Source organism: Acidobacteriota bacterium, from assembly GCA_026393675.1.
Taxonomy (GTDB): Bacteria; Acidobacteriota; Vicinamibacteria; order Vicinamibacterales; family JAKQTR01; genus JBAXOX01.
Map to the genome: position 1 here is coordinate 20,576 of JAPKZQ010000046.1, position 20,172 is coordinate 40,747.

The window sequence follows — 20,172 nt, forward strand, 5'->3', positions numbered from 1 at the left end:
TACCAAACCACCCGGCCGCGTTTATTTGCTTCGGGCGATGAAACCCGCCCACCGACCAACCAGCGCCGCGTGGGCGCCGCCGGCTGCTGCGTACAGCCCGGCGTACTCACGCGCGGTTGCGGCGTCTTCGGCAGCCGTCTTGACACGGCCTCCGGCCGCATGGGTATCGTACATCAGGCGCAGCGCCAGAAAGATCGCGTCGACGTCAGTCTGGTGCCGTGCGATGTACGGCTCGAGCAGCGCGAGCGCCTCCCGCCCGTGATCGAGTACCGCCTTCGAGGCGGCCAATCGCGGCACGAACGAATCGTCGTCGGCCCACTTGTTGCGAGCCTCGGTCAGGATGCTCACGGCCTGCTCGGCGTCACGCAGGCGCAGCAGGGCGTCGGCCAGCACGTCGTAGACGATGCGCGCGTCGGCTTCGGTGACCAGTGCGGTCTGCCATGCACCTACGGCTTCGCGATCGCGCCCTCCGGCGGCATAGCAGGCGCCGAGATAGAACGCGGCGGGGAGGAAATCTCGCGAGAGGCGCAGCGACGCGCGGAACTGCGCGGCCGCCGGCTCCAGGTCGCCCTTGCCCAACAGCGCCAGTCCCTTCAGGAAGGGCGCCGCCAGATGCGTGGCGTCAGCGCCAGCCAGCGCGGCGAGGGCGTCATCAAACTTCCCTCCCCGCAGTGCGCTGGAGGCCGCACCGATCGACGCCGACCCGGCCGCGGTGGTGTCGGCATCCTGGAGACGCGCCAGGAAGAAGCCGAGCGCGTCGCCGCGCAGGACATCCTCGCGGGCAAAGGCGCGGACAAGACTGCCTGATTCGCCGGCAGAGAAACGCACTCTCGGCGCCGCGGTCGCGACACCTCCAGATACGGAAGGAACTGGGGCCCGGCGCTCGATGTGGATTGGCCGCTCGACGCGGCCGAGCTGGCGCTTTGCATCATTGATCGTGGCCACCGCGATGTAGTCTCCGGGTGGCAGAGGACTCAGATCGAGGTGCACGCCTGCCGTCCATGGTGCCTTCGCGTCTTTCCGCGATGCGGGGACCTGGAACGACAGGAGGAGTGCGGCACCGGGACGATCGGCAATGCCAAACGTCACGCCGCTCGACGCCAATTGACCAGCCTTCGGCACGAACTCGATGTATGCCTCGACGCTCTGACCCCAGAGCTCACCGTCGGTCACGGCCGCGACACCTTCTTCCTTGCTGCGCAGGGGATCGAGCAGCAGGAGGTCCCCGATCCGGATGCCGTCTCCGTCAGTGAGCCCAACGGTAAACGGATGCTCGACGCTTCCGGCCCGTCCGGCCGCATCAGTCGCCGCGAGGCGGAGAACGTAGTTGCCAGGCTTGAACACGCCATCCACGAGGAACGACGCCGATCCCATTTTGCTGGTCGCTCTTGGCGTCAGCCGGGACTTCTGCGCGACGGCACCGAAGGTGCGGCCGATCGCGTCCGAGATGACGTAGCCGACGTGCATGTCGACCGGACCGCTGAGTCCTTCGCCAATCTCCGCGCTGATGAACACGCGAAGACCCGCACCCGATTCCTGCGCCATCGTGTGAGTGGTCACGCGCATGGGCAGGCCCGTCGCCAGTCGTGGCGCGCGAAGGATCTCGGCGAGCGCGTCGTCGGGCGTCGCGGGCGTCGTGGCCTTACCCGGCAGCGTCACCTCGGCGCGGCTCCTCGCCTCGGCACCGGGGATGTTCACCTTGACGTGGATCTGATGCGTCTTTCCGTCGCGGTCGCCTTCGGCTGGCTCCACGCCCAGCACGTACGCGGCGGCCGTTTCGCGCAGCACGCGATCAAAAGCGACATCGGCTCCCGCCACCACGCGGGCCAGCGAGCCTCCACCGGCACCGGCGAGGAGCTCCAGCCCGGTGCTCATCATGCTCATTTCGCGCCACAGGCTGTCGCCACCTCCGATCCCGCGACCATCCACAATCGACACGGCATCCAGAAAACTCGAGTCGATGTGCAAGATGTACAGGTTGAGATTGGCCGCAGCCGCGTCCCGGGCGATCGACGTGACATCTCCGGAGAACTGGAGATCGGTGCCCACTCTGTCTGCCACAGGCAATCCAGCGCTGACAAGCACGAGCGTCTTGCGTTCTCGAATCTGTGCCAGATTTCGGACCACCGCCTGAAGTCCTCCGAGGCTTCTGGTCACCTGCATGGCGGCCGCCTGTCCGATGCCGGTCGCCTCCATCGTGATCTGGTTCCTGCAGCCATCCATTAAGTGCCCCGTCAATGTCCCGCACTCCCGCCGCACCACCAGATCAAACACCATCGTGTCCCCGGCACGGATGTCGATGGCCTCTGTCAGGCTGATCCGGCCGCCGAACGCCTGGGATCGCAAGGCGTCGGCCGACCCGATGATCTGCTCGGTCGCCGCGCGCGCCGCGGCGTGGTTCTGTGACGCCTGCACCCACGGACCTGGCGGCGGAAACGCGATGAGACCGACCCGGTCGGATCGCTGTAATCGATCGATGAACTTCCGGGCGGCCTCCATCGCGCCATGCGCCCCGATTGTGCGAAAACTGCCCTGATCGACAGCGAGGTAGATCAGCCGGCCTGGCGCCACCGGCTGTCCCGCGGCGTCTTCGTTTGAGCTGTAGACGCGGCGTGCCGGCGCCTCTGCGGCCGCAGCCGACTTGCCGGCGGTGACGAACTCCATGAATTCAGCCGAGGCCACCCGCCGCGGTTTGCCGTCGAGCGTCACCTCGAATTGATCCGGCCTGAGCCCTTTGACTGGCTGGCCATTCCTGTCGACCACGCTCACGTCGACGGCCACCAACTCCACGCCCGACTTGAAGACGGGCGTCTGTTTCTGCGGCGACGGAGGCTGTCTACGGGCGCCCTGCAACGGACCGCTGCAGATGGCGAGTCCGGTAAACACGATTGCCGCCCTGCACGCGTTCTTGATCCTCATCGTCCGCCTCGCTCCGGTCGTTGACGACACGCGGCTCACCTGGCCTCCAGGCGATAGCCCTGCCGGGTCCTGATCCTGACGTCGCGTGTCGGCACTTCCACGCGCAGGGTTCGCCAGCGGCCATCACGGGCGCTGTTGATAGGCACATAGCCCAGCAGATATTGATTCGACAACTCATCGATGATCGCCGAAAACACATCGTCGAGCTTGTCGAGTGTTTCGAAGAACGCGCGGCCGCCGCTCCGCTTTGCCAGACGCTCCAGTACGGTCCTCAGCGCGACGATTGTGGGCGCGCGACCCTGGCCGATCGGATAAAGCGTGACATCGCTCGCCTCGAGGTGGCGTTCCGCCACTTCGAGCGGCACACGGCTGTTGAGGTCTTCGCCGTCGGTGAACACCACCAGCGCGCGTCGCCCTGGCTGGCGCCCCAGTTGATCGATCGCCTGGACGATCACGTCATACAGAGCTGTCCCACCCCACGGCGCGGGACGGTCGACGGCCTTCAGGCGAGTCGCCAGGTCGACGGTGGGCCTGGCCAGCGTGAAGACGTTGTCGTTAAACCCGAGCACGGTGACGCGGTCGGTGGGCCTCAAGGCCGACAGGAAGCGCTTGACCGCCGCCTTCACGGTCGGCATGGCCCCGGTCATGCTCCCGCTCACGTCGACAGCCACGATGATCTCGAGCGAGATGTTTTCCGCCTGGAAACTCGTGATTGTCTGGGCGACGTTGTTGTCGTAGACGCGGAACGCGTCGCGGGGCAGCCCGCGGACAAACCGCCCGCCGCCGTCGGTGACCGCCGCGGTCACCTGGATGACATCCACGTCGACCGACTCTGTGTAGGCCTCGCCCTTGGTGCGAATGCTCTGCGCGATCCGCCGACCACTCGCCAGTTGCGCCGTGGCGCGCAACGTATGCTCCACCACCGTACGCCCGGCATCCCACGAACACTCAAACGGTGAGCGCTCCAGCGCGCACACGAGCTGGCCGTCGGCAAACAGGCTCACGGTCCGGATGTCAGCGCCTTTCGGTTCGATCCGAATCCGCAGCGGCGTTGGTCCACTCGTGTAGCCGTTGTCGACCGGCGACTCGAAGACGATGACCGGATCGGCTGATGGCGTCGTGCCTGTCTGGCGCGCCGACACGACGGCCGCCAGCGCCATCGCCGCAAGCAGCAGGACGGCGGCCAGGCGACGCGGCGTCCCGCGTCCGCTACCGGATGGGGACCAACGGTCCATTGGTCGTGAGCGATGCGATGTAGTCATCCATCCTCGGTGGCAGCGTCTTCCGCACCTGCCGGAACATGGAGATCCAGTCGTCCTCGAACGCCAGACGAACGTCGTCCTCGAAATCCTGTGTCGCCGCCGCAAGCATCGACCGCGTCAGCATCGCCGGCAGATGGCGCTCCCGGAGCGCGTCGGCGACGAGCAGCGCCATGTCGGGCATCAGGGACGCGACGACCGCCTTGCCGCGGCGTCCAGCCATCGTCTCCCAATCGCCCGTCAAGGGGAATGTAAGGCAGAGGCAGCCTTCGCGAGCCAACCCGGATGTCCCCCACGCATCGAGACGCTCGATTGATGACGGCCGCACCTGGCCGACCCGGAGCACGTCACTCAGTGAGAAGAAATCCGGCAGCCGCTCTGGTTCGTTCGCCAGCGTCCACGGGATCATCTCTCGTCTCGCGCCCCGAATGCCAGCCGCGTTCATGAGATCAGTCAGAGTGCCCGGATTCGACTGCGCCGACGCGACCCTGGCCCGGCCGCGCCGAAGCGCGTCGACCAACTGATCGCGATCCTCATCGAGGTAGTCGAACGCGTTGGCGAGGCTCACGCCTTCGGTGAACGCCGCCCGGTCGTTGGCACTGAGGGTGGGCGGATCGGGCAGCGATTCGGTGAACACACGCCGAAGGGCCAGGTCGCCCAGACCGACGTCCAACGCCATCAGCGATCCAGAGACCCGCCACACCCCGGCCGCGTCCCGCGTCCAGGTCGGAATGCGCCACGGCGCGCGCAGCCGGTCTTTCTCGATCCGCTCGGTGAGCCCCCAGTCGTGGCGCGGGGACGGATCACCGGCGAGCATCGCTTTGCCGGCCGGGTCGCCGAGATGGGGAGCATAGGCCAGCGCGATCAGCACTTCGGCGAGGAAGTAGTCGACCGCGCGCAGCAACGGACGCGCAATGTCCGGCAGTTCTTTCAGGTTCTCGGGCTTCCTGATCCTGGCCACGCGCGTCGTGGCCTCATCCAGCAGCCGACCGAGACGCGGCGGCACGCCGGCTGCCGTCTGGGCGCGCGATTCGTGGGCCAGGAGAGGCTTGGCCGACGCGACCAGCGCGGAAAGCCGTGCGGGCAGCGCCGACACGGCCGACACGTCGGCCGCCAGCGCCTCGACGGCCCGGGCGAAGGCGAGCACCTGGTCCAGCGTGACGCCGCCCTGCGCGGCACGCATTGCTTGCCATCGCGCGACGTCGGCCGCAGCGGGATCGACCCGGTACCGCAATCCCTCGATCTCGACAACCGGCGCGGACCGCGGTTCAGAATTCCGGGCCAATCCGGCGAACGCGCGGAGTACATGCCGCTCCAGAGTGGCGGCGTCGGTGGGAACCTCCAATGGCACGAGCGGCGGCTTCAACGCCGACAGAAAGACCAGTTCGATCCATCCTGCGACCGATCCGAAGGCCTCTCCATCGCTGGTCATCGGCACACTCGCCAGCGACACCACCAGTCGGCCTGCCGTCTCGGCATCGATCGCATGGCCGAGCCTGGCGCGTTCGACCATCGCGAGCGAACCTTGGAACAGGGCCAGCGCGTTGGCGGCGGTCGTCGTGCCACCGATACTCATCACGCGCTCGGCGCGGATGAGCGTCCTGGCATAGACGGACGGATCGGTGATGCCCAACCGCTCGAGCGTGAGCACGAGCGCGCCAAAGCGCTGGTACCCGCGCAACGCCACCAGCACGTCCGGCATCGCGCCGATCGACGCGTGGGCGAAGACACGCTGGGCAAACAGCCACATCTCCGCGCGCTCCCGCCGCGATGTGGTATTGGCGACGCAGATCCGTTCGACGATGTCTGCCGCATAGAGGAAACCGTCCTGCTCGATGCCCTTCACCTCGTCGTCTGGCGCGGCGGGGATCTCGTCGCTGGCCAACGCCCTGTCCCACAACTTCCGCCAGGCGGGCGCCTGCGGGCGCCCGTCGGGGGAGAATCGCATCATGGCCAGGATGTGCGCCGCGTCGTAGACGTTGTGGCTGAATGGGTGATCGACCGGGTTGCCGCCGGCATTGGCGGTCAGGCTCGCCGCGTACAGCGCGCGAAACCGGACGACCCGCGGTTCGACATTCCGCTGTCCCAGTCCAAGCACAAACGTCTGCCCCGCTTCGTCAAGATAGGCAATGGCATCGTACAAAATGGCGACCTGCCCATCGTTTCTGCCGAGCAGCTCGAGGAGGAATCGATCCGGGCGAATGATGGCCTCGCCGACCAGGCTCTCCCACAGGGGAACGGCGCCGGCGCCGCCGGGCACGTCGACACGTCCATCGCGCACTCGGAGGCTCTGTCCATGCGCGGCCAGCGCGGCGACCCGCGACGTTCGATAGATGGCGTCGAGCAGGTCCGGGCGCGCGGCGATATAGGCCCGGGTGGTGGCATCGGTCGCCGATAACCCGACAAACAGCAGCGATGCCCGGCGATCCATCAGGATCGCCGCGAGGAGCACGCCCGCACGTTCGGGCGGCGGCTGCAGCAGCGCGTCCCAGGTGCCCTCCGTCAGCGGCGATGGGACGTTGTCACCCGGCAGCGTCAGGCTCACCGAGCGACCGGCGTTCATCTCGATCTCGATCGCGTCGACATCAAGACCCGCCTCCTTGAGCCACGCGCGCCGCTGCTGCTCGCGCTCGCCCGGTGCGGCATGCATGGTGAATCGACTGCCCTCGGGCCGGAGCTGCGAGCCAATCGCCGCGCACAGCGCGTCGAGCCGCCGGCGCGATTCAGGGACCTTCGCGATGGCCAGCGCGACCGGCCCGGCGGGAAGCCCCGATCGCGCGCGCTCGAAGTCCGCGATCGCCTGGAGATACGCATAGACGCGACTGCGACGCTGGTCGGCGACCGGCTCGAACTTTTCGGCGAACGCATAGAGCGATCTGACCAGCGACCAGAGGGCCTGGGCGCGCGGCGTGGCGGGATCAAGACCTGCGACACGAAGCAGCACGGCCGTGCCGCCTGGCACGCGCACGTGCGACCACGCCGCGTCAGCCGCCGGGGTCTGGACCGCGGCCATACCGTGGACGCTCCAGCACAGCACCAGGAGGGGGACGACGGTCACCGCGCGCATGACGCCATGTATGGTCGTGATGCACCGAAAGGTGATCACACGCCCGTCTGGAGGACCAATCCCAGCGTCGCACGCGACCCCGGCGACTTGCGCCCTACGTGAGCGCATCGAGTTCCCGCTCGAGCCGGTCCACCAGTTGCTCGAACTGGACGACCACAGCCCTGACGGTCTCCGGCCGGCTCAGGTCGACACCCGCCTGGCGCAACTGCTCCATCGGATAGTCGTTGCCGCCGGCCTTGAGCAGATCGAGATAACGTGCGACGGCCGCCTCGCGGCCAGCACCCTCGCCGTCGACGATGCCGCGCACCAGGTGCGCTGCCGAGGCGAAGCAGGTGGCGTACTGGTAGACGTAGTACGGGGTGCTGTAGAAGTGCGGGACGCGCGCCCAAGTCGCCTGAACCAGCGGCTCGTCATCGAACGTGTCGCCGTAGTACTCAGCCATCAACTGGCCATAGATCCCGCAGAGGACGTCGGCGGTGATGGGATGGTCCTGCTCCACCAGGGCGTGCGCGCGCAGTTCGTAGTCCGCGAACAGCGACTGTGCGAAGAAGGTCCCCGCGATGTTGTCGATCGCATGCTGCAGCAGGACGATCCGCTCGCGCGGGTCGGCGCTTTGCGCCAGCAGGTACTCGAGCAGCAGCGCCTCATTCAGCGTGGACGGCACCTCGGCCACGAAAATCGTATAGTCGGAGTAGACGAACGGCTGGTGCCGATGCGCAAGCACGGTGTGGATGCTGTGTCCCATCTCGTGCGCCAGCGTAAAGACGGCATCGAGCGTATCGTTGTGGTTCAACAGCATGTAGGGATGCACGCCGTACACCGGCGCTGAGTATGCCCCGCTGCGCTTTCCCTCGTTCTCGTAGACATCGATGCAGCCCGCTTCGAAGCTGCGCCGCACCTCGGCCTGGTACGCCTCGCCCAGCGGCGCGACCGACTCGACGACCCAGCGACGTGCCTCGTCGTAATCGTAGGCGCGCGTGAATGCGATCAGGGGCACTGTGCTGTCATACGTGAAGTACCGATCGAGCCCGAGGATGCGTTTGCGCAGCCGGTGGTAGCGGCGCACCCCCTGCGTGTGCTCGCGTGCGACGGCAATCAGCGTCTCGACCACCGCCGGCGGGATGTTGTTGCCGTGGAGCGCCGCATCGAGCGTGGACCGATAGCCGCGCGCCCGCGCCTGAAACCAGTCCCGCTGGCAGACGCCGTTGTAGAGCGCGGCATACGTGTTGCGCGCCGCGTCGAAGGTGCCGAGATAGGCGCGAAACGCCGCGGCCCGATCCGTCTGTTGGCGGGACGTCTCGAGAATGGATCGGTACTCGCCGTACGACACCGTCACCGTGCGGCCGTCGCTCAGCGTGATCTCGGGGAACCTGGCGTCCGCCGTCGAGAGCGAGGCGTACGCGTCGGACGGCGCGGCCTCGAACCGCCCGGCCAGCGACATCAGCCGCTCGCCCGCCTCATCGAGCACGTGCTCCTGCTGGCGGTACATGTTCTCGATCGCGAAGCGGTACAGCGCGAGATTGGCGTCAGCCTGCATCCACCCGCGCACGGTCTCGATTGGAATCGCCAGCAGTTCGGGATTGAACCAGGAGGTGGCCTGCTGCCACTTCGCCATCAGGATCTGGACCTGCTGGTGGCGGGCGCTCACCTGGTTGTCGCGCTGATCCTCGTCATGACGAAGGGACGGGAAATACCAGACGCGATACGCCAGCGTGCCCAGCGCGTCGAGGGCGCGGTACGCCGCGAGCAGCGACTCGGCCCCCTGCCCGAGCGATCCGCGACGGCAGGCAAACTCGTCGACGTCGCGCTCGAGGCGGTCGTAGGCCGCCTGCCAGTCTTCCCACGAGGCGAAGATCGGCTCCAGATCCCACTTGAAGCGGTCCGGGATCGCGGCGCGGTCTCGGGTTTGGGGTCTCAGAAACGGCCTCCCCGCTATCGCGCCTGAGGCGCCGTAGGATTGCGCCGCTCGCGCTGCCGGAAGAACCGGTTGCAGGCCCGCTGGAACCGATCGTTCAGCTCGCGGGCCGTCGCGTCTGGCAGTGGACCAATCCGCCGCCACGCGGCCTGGGCTTTGCGGATCTCCTCAGCGGCGTTCCGCCACTTCGCCTCGTCGTCGGCCCGCCCGCCAATCGTGTTGGCCGCGAGCGCCTCGCGCCATTGCGTCGCGAGAATCGCCGCCGGCGACAGCTGCTCGGAGGTCCGATCCTCGCCAGCAAGGCCTTCGACCAGCTCGCACAGGTGCTCGAGACGCTGACGGGTGGTCTCCGGATCCAACTCGCTGCCTTTGAAGGCTTCGGCATGCAGCTCGGAAAGTCGATTCATCGCCTGCGCGAAACGCACGGCGAGCGGCTCACCTTCGGCGCGCGGCAGTGTCGGCGCCGAGTCCCACTGACGCTTGAGCGCCAGCACGTGCTTCAGGATCCCTTCCTCAGGCACCATGGCCTGCTCGTCGCCGGTCGGCAGCAGCGCATCGAGGCTCTGGCACACCTGTTCCCGCACGGCCGACTGCCGGGCCACTTCCTGATCGTTGCGATGCGCGTAGCTGTCGAAGAAATGCTCGCTGGCGTTTCTGAACCGCAACAGCAGCGACTCGGCCCGGCTGCGCTTGACGGGCCCCACGGTGCGCCAGTCCGCCTGCAGCCGCTTGACCTCGGCGAGCGCATGGTCCCAATCGGTGGTCTCCGCCAACGCCTCGAGCGCCGCGCAGATCTGTTCCTTCTTCTGCAGGTTGACAGTCCAGACGGTCTTGCGCTCGGTCAGGTCCTGCTTGCGACGGGTGAAGAAGCGATCGCAGGCGGCGCGGAACCGCTCCCAGATGGCCTTCTCGTGGCCAGGCGTCACGGGACCGAGCGTCTTCCACTGCGCCTGCAGTCCCTTGATGGTCTCGGCCGTGCGAATCCAGTCGGTCGATTCGGCCAGCGCCTCAACCTGCTCGCACAACGCTTCCTTGGCCTTGAGGTTCTCGCCACGCTCGGTCGCGACATGCTGGAAGAACGACTCACACCGATCGCGAATCTCGGCCTCGATCGTCTTGTAGCGCTGCCAGAGGTCGTGGCCCTTCTCGCGCGGCACCGTGCGGACCTTGTGCCACTCGTCATGAATCTGCCGCAACTGCCGGGCCACATTGGCCGGATCAGCCTCCTCGCGCAGGGCTTCGAGCCGGCGGATGAGTGATTCCTGCACGCCGGCGTTCGCCCAGCGCTCCCACTCGTCGGCTTCGCGCAGATCCTGGACGCGCGGGAACACGAGCGACTGAACCGACTTCAGCCTCGCGACCATCGCTTGCTGGTCCTGTCTCGACGGCAGCGGCCCCGGCGCATCGAGCGCGGCGCGGGCCTCCCGCAGCGCGCGTTCGGCGTCACGCAATGTCAGCCGCTCGCTCTGGGCAACCTTTTCGAGTTGTTCGCTGAGGTGCTGCAGGCGAAGCAGGTTCTCGTGCTGCTGTCTGGTGCGGGCCTCGCGCAGCGCGGATTCGCGCTCGTCAATCTGCGTTTCAATCCGCGTCACTCTGGCGGCCGTCTCCTCGTCTAACTCGAGGCCGGGCAGCATCGACGTCCAGTCTCGCCGGAGCGCGTTCCACCGCGTGCGGGCGTCAGAAAAATCCGTGGCGGCCAACACCTGCTCGGCACCATCGAGCAACTGCACGAGATGCGCCAGCTTTTCGGCGCGCTGCTCGGGCGTGTCCGCCACCACGACCGGGACGGGCACCTCCGCAGGCGCTGATGCCTCCACCGCGTCTGATGCCTCCACCGCCTCTGGTGCGTCCACCGCCTCTGGTGTCTCCACCGCGTCTGATGCCTCCACCGCGTCTGGTGCCTCCACCGCCTCTGGTGTCTCCACCGGCTCGGGTGCCTCCACAAGCGCGGCCGTCGCCGCGACCGGCTCAGGCGGCGGAGCAGCTACCGCTTCTGGCACCTCCAACAGCGGACTCTCAACCACAGGCTCCTCGACTGGGGCTGGCGATCGAGTCAGAACGTCTGCGGCTGGCGGCTGCTGGTCGTCGTGTTGTGTGGCCACGGGTGTCTCGGACGCCTCATCGACCGGATCGGACCTCAACGGTGTCCCGGCCTGGTCAACTGGCGGATCAGATTCACCGGGCTGGCGCAACAACGCGCGGGCCCGGCGAACCACGGCTTTGTGTTTGGCACGGCTCGCGACCTGCTCGATCGCCTCCCGATCGGACACCCGATCGAGAGCCGCCAGCGCGACATCGCGGTGCTCGCTCCGCAGGGCGACCTGCGCCAGTTCGGCGGGATCGTCCAGACGGTCGAGCGCAGCTCGTGCCACCAACTCGTGGCGCGACTGGCGCGCCACAGCGCTAAGGGCCTTTGAATCGCGGAGGGCATCGACGGCGGCACGGCCCACCGCGTCCAGGAAAGCCCCCTTCGCGAGCGTGAGGTAGATACGCGCATCGGCCCCGCTTCCAAGGGCGTCGATGGCGGCACGTCCCATCGCTTCGTCTGTGGCGTCGGCGGCCATGGCCGCAAGCCTTGCCGCGGCTTCTTCGCGCACACCGGCATCACCGTCCCCGGCCGCCACCCGACCCAGCGTCTCCACGTGATCCAGACGAGCGACGGCCGCCTTCCGCACGCGGGCGTCGTCATCTGTCGTCGCCAGCTCCGCGAGCGTGTCGCGAGCGTCGGCGGTCATCTCTCGAACGGCCTCGAGGCGCACCTCCGCGTCCTGGTGCTTCCATCGTGGATGCGATCGCAGTCGGTCGATCAGTCCCATCGTGATTCGATCGAGGTCCTACTTCTTCTTGCCCTTGAACTCTGCCAGTGAGTGGATCTTGCCATCCGACCCCGCCAGCGCGATCACGATCATGCTTGGGGGCATCTCATCACTCCTTGATCGCATCCGACCAGCGTTGATATCCAGGATGTTCGGGCTTGACGGCCACGAAGGTTCCGCGACAACTCGCGTGGGCCGGACCGCAGCCGAAGCACGTGGTCTCGGGCGCGTAGCGGTCCTGCAGGCTCTCGTCACTCACGCCGGTCAATCCAGGTTCCGAAGTTCTTCATCGAGGCGGTCCGCCTCGGCTTCACTCTCGGGCGATGGTGCACGCGGTGCAGACGCCAGCGCTGGAACGCGCGGGGCAGACGCTCGGAGTCGACGCACGACCGTCACGACGAGGCCGATGCTGCCAGCCAGAAACACCCAGGGGAGCACGTACAGCGCCGCACTGAACCCGCGCGCGGGCGGCTCGGCCAGGATCCGATCACCATACTCCGCGACGTACGCGTCGAGAATCTGCTGCCGCGTCTTGTTCTGAGCCAGCATCCGACGGATGTTGGCCTTGATTTCATCTGCCACCGGCGACTGATGGAGCGAGACCTGCTGGCTCCAGCAGCACGGCGCGATCAACATCGCTTCGATCTGCTTGGCCTCCCGCTCGAGCGCCTGCGGATCAGGAGGCGGAGCGGCCAGCAACAGCGCGATGAAGAATGACGTCAGGATGCCCATGCAGTGGTCTCTTGAAAGCCCGGGCGCGCCAACCGACCAAGGTGGCCTGGGCAACACATAAGTGTACCGCAAGCCGGGCGTTTCACTCCAGCCGAACCGGGATCACGCCTGTTCAAACAATTGGATCACCTGGGGCTTCGAGACCTTCCCCATCGCTGCTGCACGTCGGCCGGCGCGGCGAATCAGGTCGGGGGCGCTTGACGGATGCACGGGGATACCTCAGCGCTTCGACTCGCAATGACGGTTGCCTATTTTTGTGAGGCAATCCGGTGAATAATGCTCGCTCAGCACTAAGTCTTGAGTGAACGCATTCGTTGCCGAACTTGTGAATCGAAGGACTTAGCGTGCTTCTCGCTCGAATCCAACGGCCGGCACCGGGTTCCCGTGCGCGACGTCCGCCACGAGCGGCCATTCGGCAACGAGGAGGGTTCTGACATATGCGCGCATCACGCCTCGCGGTTGCGATTGTTCTGGGACTGTCCCTGCTCCTGACATCGAGTTCGACGGCGAGGCTGGTTGCCTACGCCCAGCAGGCGCCGGCCATGCAGACGCCTGAGAAGTTTCTGGGCTTCCGTGTCGGCGCCGACACGAAGCTGGCCCGCTGGGACAGGATCGTGGACTACATGCGGCTGGTGGCCGCCGCCTCGGATCGCGTCCGGTTCCGCGAACTGGGCAAGACGACGCAGGGCAATCCGTTCATCGCGCTCGAGATCAGCGCCGCTGAGAACCTGAAGAAGATCGACTACTACCGCGGCCTCGAACGCCGCCTCTACTTCCGCGACGGCACGCCGACCGATGCGCAGCGTGACGAGATCTTTCAGGCCGGCAAAGCGGTCGTCGTCGTGACGTGCAACATTCACTCGACCGAGATCGGCGCGTCGCAGATGGTGCTCGATCTCGTGTACCGGTTGGCTACTGACAACTCGCCGCGCGTGCAGCACGTGCTCAACAACGTGATTCTGCTGCTGGTCCCAAGCCTCAATCCGGACGGCCAGATCATGGTGGTCGACTGGTACAACAAGAACCTGGGCACCGAGTTCGAGCCGTCGCAGATGCCGTGGCTGTATCACCCGTACGTCGGCCACGACAACAACCGCGATATGTACATGTTCACGCAGAAAGAAAGCCAGCTGACGGCGAAGCTCCTGTGGCAGGACTGGTTCCCGGCGGTCTGGCTCGACGAGCACCAGCAGGGCGCCAACGGCGCGCGCATCTTCGTGATGCCGGCCACCGACCCCATCAACCCCAACGTGCACCCGCTTATCTATCGGTGGAATACCCTGTTCGGCCAGACGCAGGGCGCGGCGCTCGAGGCCGCCGGCAAGGACGGCATCATCTACAACGCCACCTACACGAACTTCTGGCAAGGCGCGATGGCCTGGAGTGGATGGTGGCACAACCAGGTCGGCCTGCTGACCGAAGTGGCTTCCGTGCGCGTCGCATCGCCGACCGAGCAGCGCAGAGCCGAGATGGGGCGGCCGCCCGCTCCGACCTCTGGCGAAGGTGGCGGGCGGGGCGGCGGCGGTCGAGGAGGACAGGGCGATGCCGGTGGTGTGATGCCGCCACCGACCGACGTCATGCCGCGAACGGAGTATCCGCGACCCTGGCTTGGTGGCCGTTGGACACTCCGCGACATCGTCGACTACGAACTGATCGCGACGATGGCCACGCTCGAACTGGCGGCTGATCAGAGGGAGACGCTGCTGCGCCAGATTTATGAGGTCAATCGCGCGACGATCGACGCCGGCAGGAAGGGCGATCCGGCCGCGATCGTGGTGACGCCATCGACGCAGCACGACCCGGCTGCCGCGTACCGCCTGGTTGGACGCCTCCAGATGGGTGGGGTCGATGTGTATCAGGCCGACGCGACGTTCAAAGCGGATGACAAGGACTACCCCGCCGGCACGTTCGTCATCCCGATGACGCAGGTGTTTGCGCGGTACGCCAAGGACATGCTCGAGAAACAGACCTACCCGGAGGTCCGCCGTGGCGGTCCCAACTCGCCGCCTGAGCCGCCCTACGACGTCACCTCGTGGTCGCTGGGGATGCTGCTCGGCGTCGACGTGACGTTCGTCAAGAAGCCGATAGGCGAAAGCGTGCGCCTGACGAAGGTGAGCGACACGCCAAAAATCGCCGGCGCGGTCACCGGCACCGGCAAGCGCTTCGTGTTCGACTACACCGGGCCGGATGCGGCCATCGCGATCAACCGGCTGTTCAAGGACGGCGCGCGTGTCAGCCTCGTACAGGCGCAGGACGCGTCGGGTCCAGTGTCGCGCGTTGAGGTCACGGGTGCCACGCCGAAGGCCATGCAGGCGATGGCTACCTCGCTGGGCCTGCAGATTCGCGCCGACGACAAACCGTTGACGGCCGGCGCGGGCCGGTCGCTGGCGCTGAAGGCACCACGCCTCGCGATGTACCAGCCCTGGTCGGGCAACATGGACGAGGGCTGGACGCGCTGGGTGATCGAACAGCACGAGTTCCCGTACACGTCGCTGCACAATGCCGACATCAAGGCGGGCAAGCTGCGCGAGAAATTCGACGTGATTCTCTTCGCCGATCAGCAGCCAGAGAGCATCGTCAGGGGCAACGAGGCGGCCAGCGTGCGGCCCGAGTACCGCGGCGGCATTGGTGATGAGGGGGTCAAGGCGCTGAAGGCGTTCGTGGCGCAGGGCGGCACACTCGTGATGCTCGGCAACGCCTGCGACTTCGCCATCGATCGGTTCCCGCTGCCGGTGAAGAACCTGAAGCGGGGATTGAGCCGCGATCAGCAGTTCGCGCCGGGCACGATCATGCGCATCCAGGTCGACACCAGTCATCCGATGGGTGCCGGGATGGACGCGAGCACGTACGGCTTCTATATCAACAGCCCGTTCTTCGCGCTCACCGAGGGGTTCGCGTCACAGAAGACGTCGGTCATCGTGCGGTACCCGAACGCGGACCTGGTCGCGTCGGGGTGGCTCAAGGGCGAGGAGTTGATGACCGGCCGGGCGGCCGTCGTGTCGGTCGATCTCGCCCCCGGGCGCATCGTCTTGTTCGGGCTGCGGCCGCAACACCGGGCCCAGACGCAGGCGACGTTCCCGCTGCTGTTTAACGCCATCTACCTGGCCGCGGCGCAGGAGGGGAAGTAGTCCTATTCGCGCGGTTTGAAGTCGCGGATGATCTTCGAGATCGTCCGCGCCTGGCGCTTACGCTCCTGCCCGGCCCGCTCGTCCTGCTGGCTGGCCAGAAACGCCCGTTCTCTGTGCAGCTCACGGTAGCTCTCCAGCCGGCCGCCATCGAGCTGACCTGCGTCGGCGGCGGCCTTCACCGCGCACCCCGGTTCGGCGTCGTGCCGGCAATCGCGAAACCGGCACCCCCCGCCAAGCACTTCGATATCGTCAAAGGTGGCGTCCATCCCGCCGGCCCCGTCCCACAACTGCAGCTCACGCAGGCCGGGCGTGTCGATGAGCAGCGCGCCGCCCGTGACGATGATGAGTTCCCGATTCGTCGTTGTGTGACGGCCACGATGATCACTGGCGCGAACCGCTCGCGTGGGTTGCATCTGGTGCCCCACCAGGCGGTTCACCAGCGTGGACTTGCCGACGCCCGACGACCCCAGCAGCGCGATGGTCCGGCCGGCAATCAGGTAGGGGTCAAGGACGTCGAGGAGCCCGTCATCCTTCGTGCTGACAGCGTGCACCGGCGCCGTCTGCGCGACCGCCTGGACTTCCCGCACCCGGGCTTCGACATCGGCGCAGATGTCTGCCTTGTTCAGGACGACCACCGGGGAGGCGCCGCCGTCGCGTGCGGTGATCAGATACCGCTCGATGCGGCGCAGGTTGTAATCGCCGTCGAGCCCCATCATCAGAAACACCGTGTCGATGTTGGCCGCCACCACCTGCTCGGTGGTTTCGCGCCCCGCGACCTTCCGGGAGAATTTGCTCCTGCGGGGCAGGATGACCTGAATGACGCCGCGGCGGCCCCCCGCGACCGGGGTGATGGCCACCCAGTCGCCAACCGCGGGAAACTCGTGGCGGCCGGCCGCGCGGTGGCGCAGCCCGCCCGCCACCGTCGCCAGCGACTCGCCGTCGGCGGCCTGCACCGTGTAGATGTGCTGGTGCTCGAGGGTCACGCGCGCCGCCGTGAGGCCGCGCCGGCCGTGCTCCTCGAAGTGCTGCTCGAAAGACGCGTCCCAGCCGAGATCCCGGAGATCCACCATCGACGAGCGTAGCACAGGCGCCGGCGGACGCCGGAAAGAGGGTCAGGCGGCGGCGTGGTCAGCGACGACGTGTCCATCACGCTCGACGTGGAGTTAGTGCCCCGATTCCGAAATACGGCAACGGCAGTCGGGGCACCGCGCTCCGGAATCTGCTTCACACATGGCGGAGACGGACTGCTAGTGTAGAATCGCTCTGTCAACGCCCCTGCACTGACAACATCGTCGTCAATGGAGAAACACGTCATGGCGAAATGCGGAGGATGCGGAACCGGTAAGAAGACCACTGTGAAGAAGACCGCAAAGAAGCGGTAATGCACGCGTAGGGGCAACCCCCCGTGGTTGCCCCTCGTCATTCGGGCGGGCACAGGGACCCGCCCCTACGGGTTCCTGCCGATTCCGAACGCCGAATCCCGTCTACTTTCCCATCATCTTGTCTCGGCGGGCCTTGAACTCGGTGCCGGGCTTCCACTCGGGAAACTTGTCAGCCTGCGCCACGCGGTATCCCATCACGTAGTAGACCTGCAGATCCTGGACGGCTCCGGCCATGTCCCAGTCCGGACGCATGACGTCTGATGGCTTGTGATAATGCAGCGCGGTGTACTCGTCCTGGGCTTTGCGCGCCCAGCCTGCCGGCTTTCCGATCACGTCTTCGCCACCGCCCGCGTTGATGGCCGGCACTCCCTGTTTCGCAAACGGGAAATGATCCGAACGGAAGTAGCCGCCGTCCTCAGGCTTCGGATCGGGCACGAGGTGCCGCCCCTGCTCGGCCGCGGCGTCGCGTGCGTAGTCGTCCAGATCAGAGTTGCCCAACCCCACCACCGTCAGGTCGCGCGTCTTGCCGTAGACGTTCAGCCCGTCCATGTTGATGGCGGCCAGCGTGCTTCGCAGCGGATAGAGCGGCGTGCGCGCGTAGTAGTCGGATCCGAGCAAACCCTGCTCTTCGGCCGTCACCGCCAGAAACAGCAGCGAACGCTTCGGGGCCACCGGCAGTTTCGCGTACGCCCGCGCGATCTCGATCATCCCGCCGATGCCGGTCGCGTTGTCGAGCGCTCCGTGGTAGATCTTGTCGCCGTTGACGGGCGCCCCGATGCCGAAGTGGTCCCAGTGCGACGTGAAGATGACGTACTCATCCTTGAGCCTGGGATCGCTGCCCACAATCTTGCCGGCCACATTACGCGAATCGATCGTGCGGATCGTATTGGCGATCGTCATCGAGGCGGTCACCCCGAGCGGCACCGGCCTGAAGTCGCGCGTGAGCGCCTGCTTCTTGAGCGCGGCGTAGTCCTGGCCGGCGAGCAGGCAGAGTGCCTTTGCCTGATCGAGCGTGATCCAGCCTTCGATAGCCGCCCGCCCCAGCCCCTGGTCGGGCGTCAGCAGATCGAACTGTTCCTTGACCTTGCCCTGCACCACCGAGAACGGATACCCCGCGGGCCCGGTCTCGTGCACGATCAGCACCGCGGCCGCTTTCTTCTCGGCCCCCATCTCGTACTTGTAGGTCCAGCGCCCGTAGTACGTCATGGCCCGTCCGCCGAAGACCTTGGGATCGAGTTTGGTCGGGTCCTTGGGGTCCGGCACTGGAGGATCGCCCACGAGCACGATCACCGTCTTGCCGGTAAGATCCACGCCCTTGTAGTCGTCCCACCCATACTCCGGCGCCTGCACCCCGTAGCCCACGAAGACCACGTCGGATGCGTCGAGGCTGACGCGCGGCTGCACGCGCTTGGTCCACGCGACCACGTCGTCTTTGAACTTCAGCGTCTGCGTAACCGTCCCTTTCGCGAAGGTCAGCGATGTCGAGGGATCCGGGGTGATGCCGACCATCGGCACCTTCTGGATGTAGGTGCCGTCCGGGTTGCCTGGCTTGAGGCCGACCTTCTTGAACTGGTCTTCGATGTACGCCACCGTCAGATCTTCACCACGCGTGCCGGGTGCCCGGCCCTCGAACTGGTCGGACGACAGCACCTTGACGTGATCCAGCAGCGCCGGAACGCTGATCGACGGCGCCACGACCGGGAGCTTCGCCGCTTGAGCGAGCAGGCCTGCGCCGAACGCCGCGGCCAGCAGAACTCCGGACAGGATGAATGCGAGTCGTTTCGTCATGATTCCCTCAAGAAGCGAGAAGATGCGGATCGTCGGACCCGCATTGTAGCCCGAATGGTCAGGCCGACGCTTTTGTGCACCTCACGCCTGAGGGCCTGGCCCGGGCCGACCCGGACCCGTCCACGCGGATGGTGCGCCCGGACCGGCTGACGCCGGCGAGTTGCTCATACCACATCACATCATGTAGATTTATAGATATGATTGAGGTTGCTGCCATCTTCCGGCTGCTCGGCGAAGAGGTGCGGCTGCGCCTCCTGCGGGTGCTCTCGCGCGAGCGTCTGAACGTGACCGAATTGACCGCCGTGCTCGGCCTGGCGCAATCCGGCGTCTCACGCCATCTCGGGCTGCTCAAGGACGCGGGCCTGGTCGACGAGGAGCCTGCCGGCGGATTTACGTACTACCGATTGAGCCAGGCCCTCGCCAGCGGACCGCTCTCCGGCCTCTGGACGCACATCGACAGCGACGCCAGCGGGATGGGCACCAGTCCGCTCGTCCGCGGAGACGAGGCGCGCCTCCAGGAAGTGCTGCGCGTGAGGCGCGAGAACTTCGACCCGCACGCCTCAGACGCCGGACTGCTCGTGCCGGGCCGGAGTTGGGCCGCCTGGGCCCGCGCGCTCGGGGCTCTGCTGCCGCCCGTTGAGGTCGCCGACCTCGCGTGCGGCGAGGGTTACCTGACGGTCGAAGCCGCCAGGTGGGCGCGCCGCGTGATCGCGATTGATCGGGACCCGGAGGTGCTGCAGAGGGCCCGCGCCCTCGCCCGCAAACGCGGCATCACGAATGTCACCTGGAAGCGGGGCGACATCGAACGGCTGCCGATCGAGGCAGCGAGCGTCGACGTGGCGCTGCTGTCACAGGCCCTGCACCAGGCCGCTGATCCGGCCCGAGCCGTCGCGGAGGCCGTTCGGATTCTCCGGCCGGGCGGCCGCCTGCTCGTGCTCGAGCTGCGGCCTCACGACCAGATATGGGTCAAGGAGCGGCTCGGCGATCAGTGGCTCGGCTTCGCCGATGACGCCATTGCCCGCATGCTGCGGACCGCCGGGCTCGTCGATGTCAGCGTCCAGTTGGGGGCGCGCAGGGCCGGGGGCCCCTTCGCCGTCACCATCGCCAGCGGGCGCAAACAGGAGCCTCCCCGGCGCCCGCGGCGCGCCCGGACCAGGCGCAAGTAG

Annotated in this window: 11 protein-coding genes; 2 read left to right on the forward strand and 9 right to left on the reverse strand. The window is 66.8% G+C overall.

Going from position 1 to position 20,172, the window contains the following annotated elements; all coding sequences use genetic code 11:
- Window positions 1-21 precede the first annotated feature (21 nt).
- The 7 genes from NT151_13080 to NT151_13110 all read right to left on the reverse strand — a co-directional run bounded on the left by NT151_13080 (window position 22) and on the right by NT151_13110 (window position 12,708).
- On the reverse strand, window positions 22-2,919 hold the full coding sequence (locus tag NT151_13080; GenBank protein MCX6539848.1) for a VWA domain-containing protein: 2,898 nt from the start codon (window positions 2,917-2,919) through the stop codon (window positions 22-24).
- Between the two features lie 35 nt (window positions 2,920-2,954).
- Window positions 2,955-4,154: a VWA domain-containing protein gene (locus NT151_13085; GenBank protein ID MCX6539849.1), complete on the reverse strand. Its 1,200-nt coding sequence runs from the start codon at window positions 4,152-4,154 to the stop codon at window positions 2,955-2,957.
- On the reverse strand, window positions 4,129-7,284 hold the full coding sequence (locus tag NT151_13090) for a hypothetical protein (protein MCX6539850.1): 3,156 nt from the start codon (window positions 7,282-7,284) through the stop codon (window positions 4,129-4,131). Before NT151_13090 ends, NT151_13085 begins: the two co-directional genes overlap by 26 nt.
- Window positions 7,285-7,339: 55 nt before the next feature.
- Window positions 7,340-9,238: an oligoendopeptidase F gene (gene pepF / locus NT151_13095; protein ID MCX6539851.1), complete on the reverse strand. Its 1,899-nt coding sequence runs from the start codon at window positions 9,236-9,238 to the stop codon at window positions 7,340-7,342.
- Window positions 9,178-11,976 carry a DUF349 domain-containing protein gene (locus NT151_13100; protein MCX6539852.1) on the reverse strand — a complete coding sequence of 933 codons (2,799 nt, stop codon included), beginning with the start codon at window positions 11,974-11,976 and terminating at the stop codon, window positions 9,178-9,180. Before NT151_13100 ends, pepF begins: the two co-directional genes overlap by 61 nt.
- A 109-nt stretch (window positions 11,977-12,085) precedes the next feature.
- Window positions 12,086-12,235, reverse strand: coding sequence for a hypothetical protein (locus tag NT151_13105; protein ID MCX6539853.1), 150 nt, complete (start codon window positions 12,233-12,235; stop codon window positions 12,086-12,088).
- Window positions 12,236-12,240: 5 nt separating this feature from the next.
- Complete coding sequence (locus NT151_13110) at window positions 12,241-12,708, reverse strand: cytochrome c-type biogenesis protein CcmH (protein MCX6539854.1); 468 nt, start codon at window positions 12,706-12,708, stop codon at window positions 12,241-12,243.
- Between the two features lie 437 nt (window positions 12,709-13,145).
- Between NT151_13110 and NT151_13115 the strand changes: the two genes are divergently transcribed.
- Complete coding sequence (locus NT151_13115; protein MCX6539855.1) at window positions 13,146-15,836, forward strand: M14 family metallopeptidase; 2,691 nt, start codon at window positions 13,146-13,148, stop codon at window positions 15,834-15,836.
- Window positions 15,837-15,838: 2 nt separating this feature from the next.
- On the opposite strand, the gene rsgA is transcribed toward NT151_13115, so the two are convergent.
- Window positions 15,839-16,906 (reverse strand): ribosome small subunit-dependent GTPase A, encoded by a 1,068-nt coding sequence (gene rsgA / locus NT151_13120; GenBank protein MCX6539856.1) that lies wholly within the window; start codon window positions 16,904-16,906, stop codon window positions 15,839-15,841.
- Between the two features lie 414 nt (window positions 16,907-17,320).
- A complete protein-coding gene (locus NT151_13125) occupies window positions 17,321-19,006 on the reverse strand; it encodes a M28 family metallopeptidase (protein MCX6539857.1) in 1,686 nt (561 codons plus the stop codon).
- A gap of 197 nt (window positions 19,007-19,203) precedes the next feature.
- On the opposite strand from NT151_13125, the gene NT151_13130 reads away from it, so the two are divergent.
- Entirely contained in the window at window positions 19,204-20,172 is a 969-nt protein-coding gene (locus NT151_13130; GenBank protein MCX6539858.1) for a metalloregulator ArsR/SmtB family transcription factor, read from the forward strand.

Coding starts and splice junctions, on each gene's coding strand:
- NT151_13085 (MCX6539849.1), bottom strand. CDS start 4,154: ATGGACCGTTGGTCCCCATCCGGTAGCGGACGCGGGACGCCGCGTCGC.
- NT151_13100 (MCX6539852.1), bottom strand. CDS start 11,976: ATGGGACTGATCGACCGACTGCGATCGCATCCACGATGGAAGCACCAG.
- NT151_13080 (MCX6539848.1), bottom strand. CDS start 2,919: ATGAGGATCAAGAACGCGTGCAGGGCGGCAATCGTGTTTACCGGACTC.
- NT151_13115 (MCX6539855.1), top strand. CDS start 13,146: ATGCGCGCATCACGCCTCGCGGTTGCGATTGTTCTGGGACTGTCCCTG.
- NT151_13110 (MCX6539854.1), bottom strand. CDS start 12,708: ATGGGCATCCTGACGTCATTCTTCATCGCGCTGTTGCTGGCCGCTCCG.
- rsgA (MCX6539856.1), bottom strand. CDS start 16,906: ATGGTGGATCTCCGGGATCTCGGCTGGGACGCGTCTTTCGAGCAGCAC.
- NT151_13130 (MCX6539858.1), top strand. CDS start 19,204: ATGATTGAGGTTGCTGCCATCTTCCGGCTGCTCGGCGAAGAGGTGCGG.
- NT151_13125 (MCX6539857.1), bottom strand. CDS start 19,006: ATGACGAAACGACTCGCATTCATCCTGTCCGGAGTTCTGCTGGCCGCG.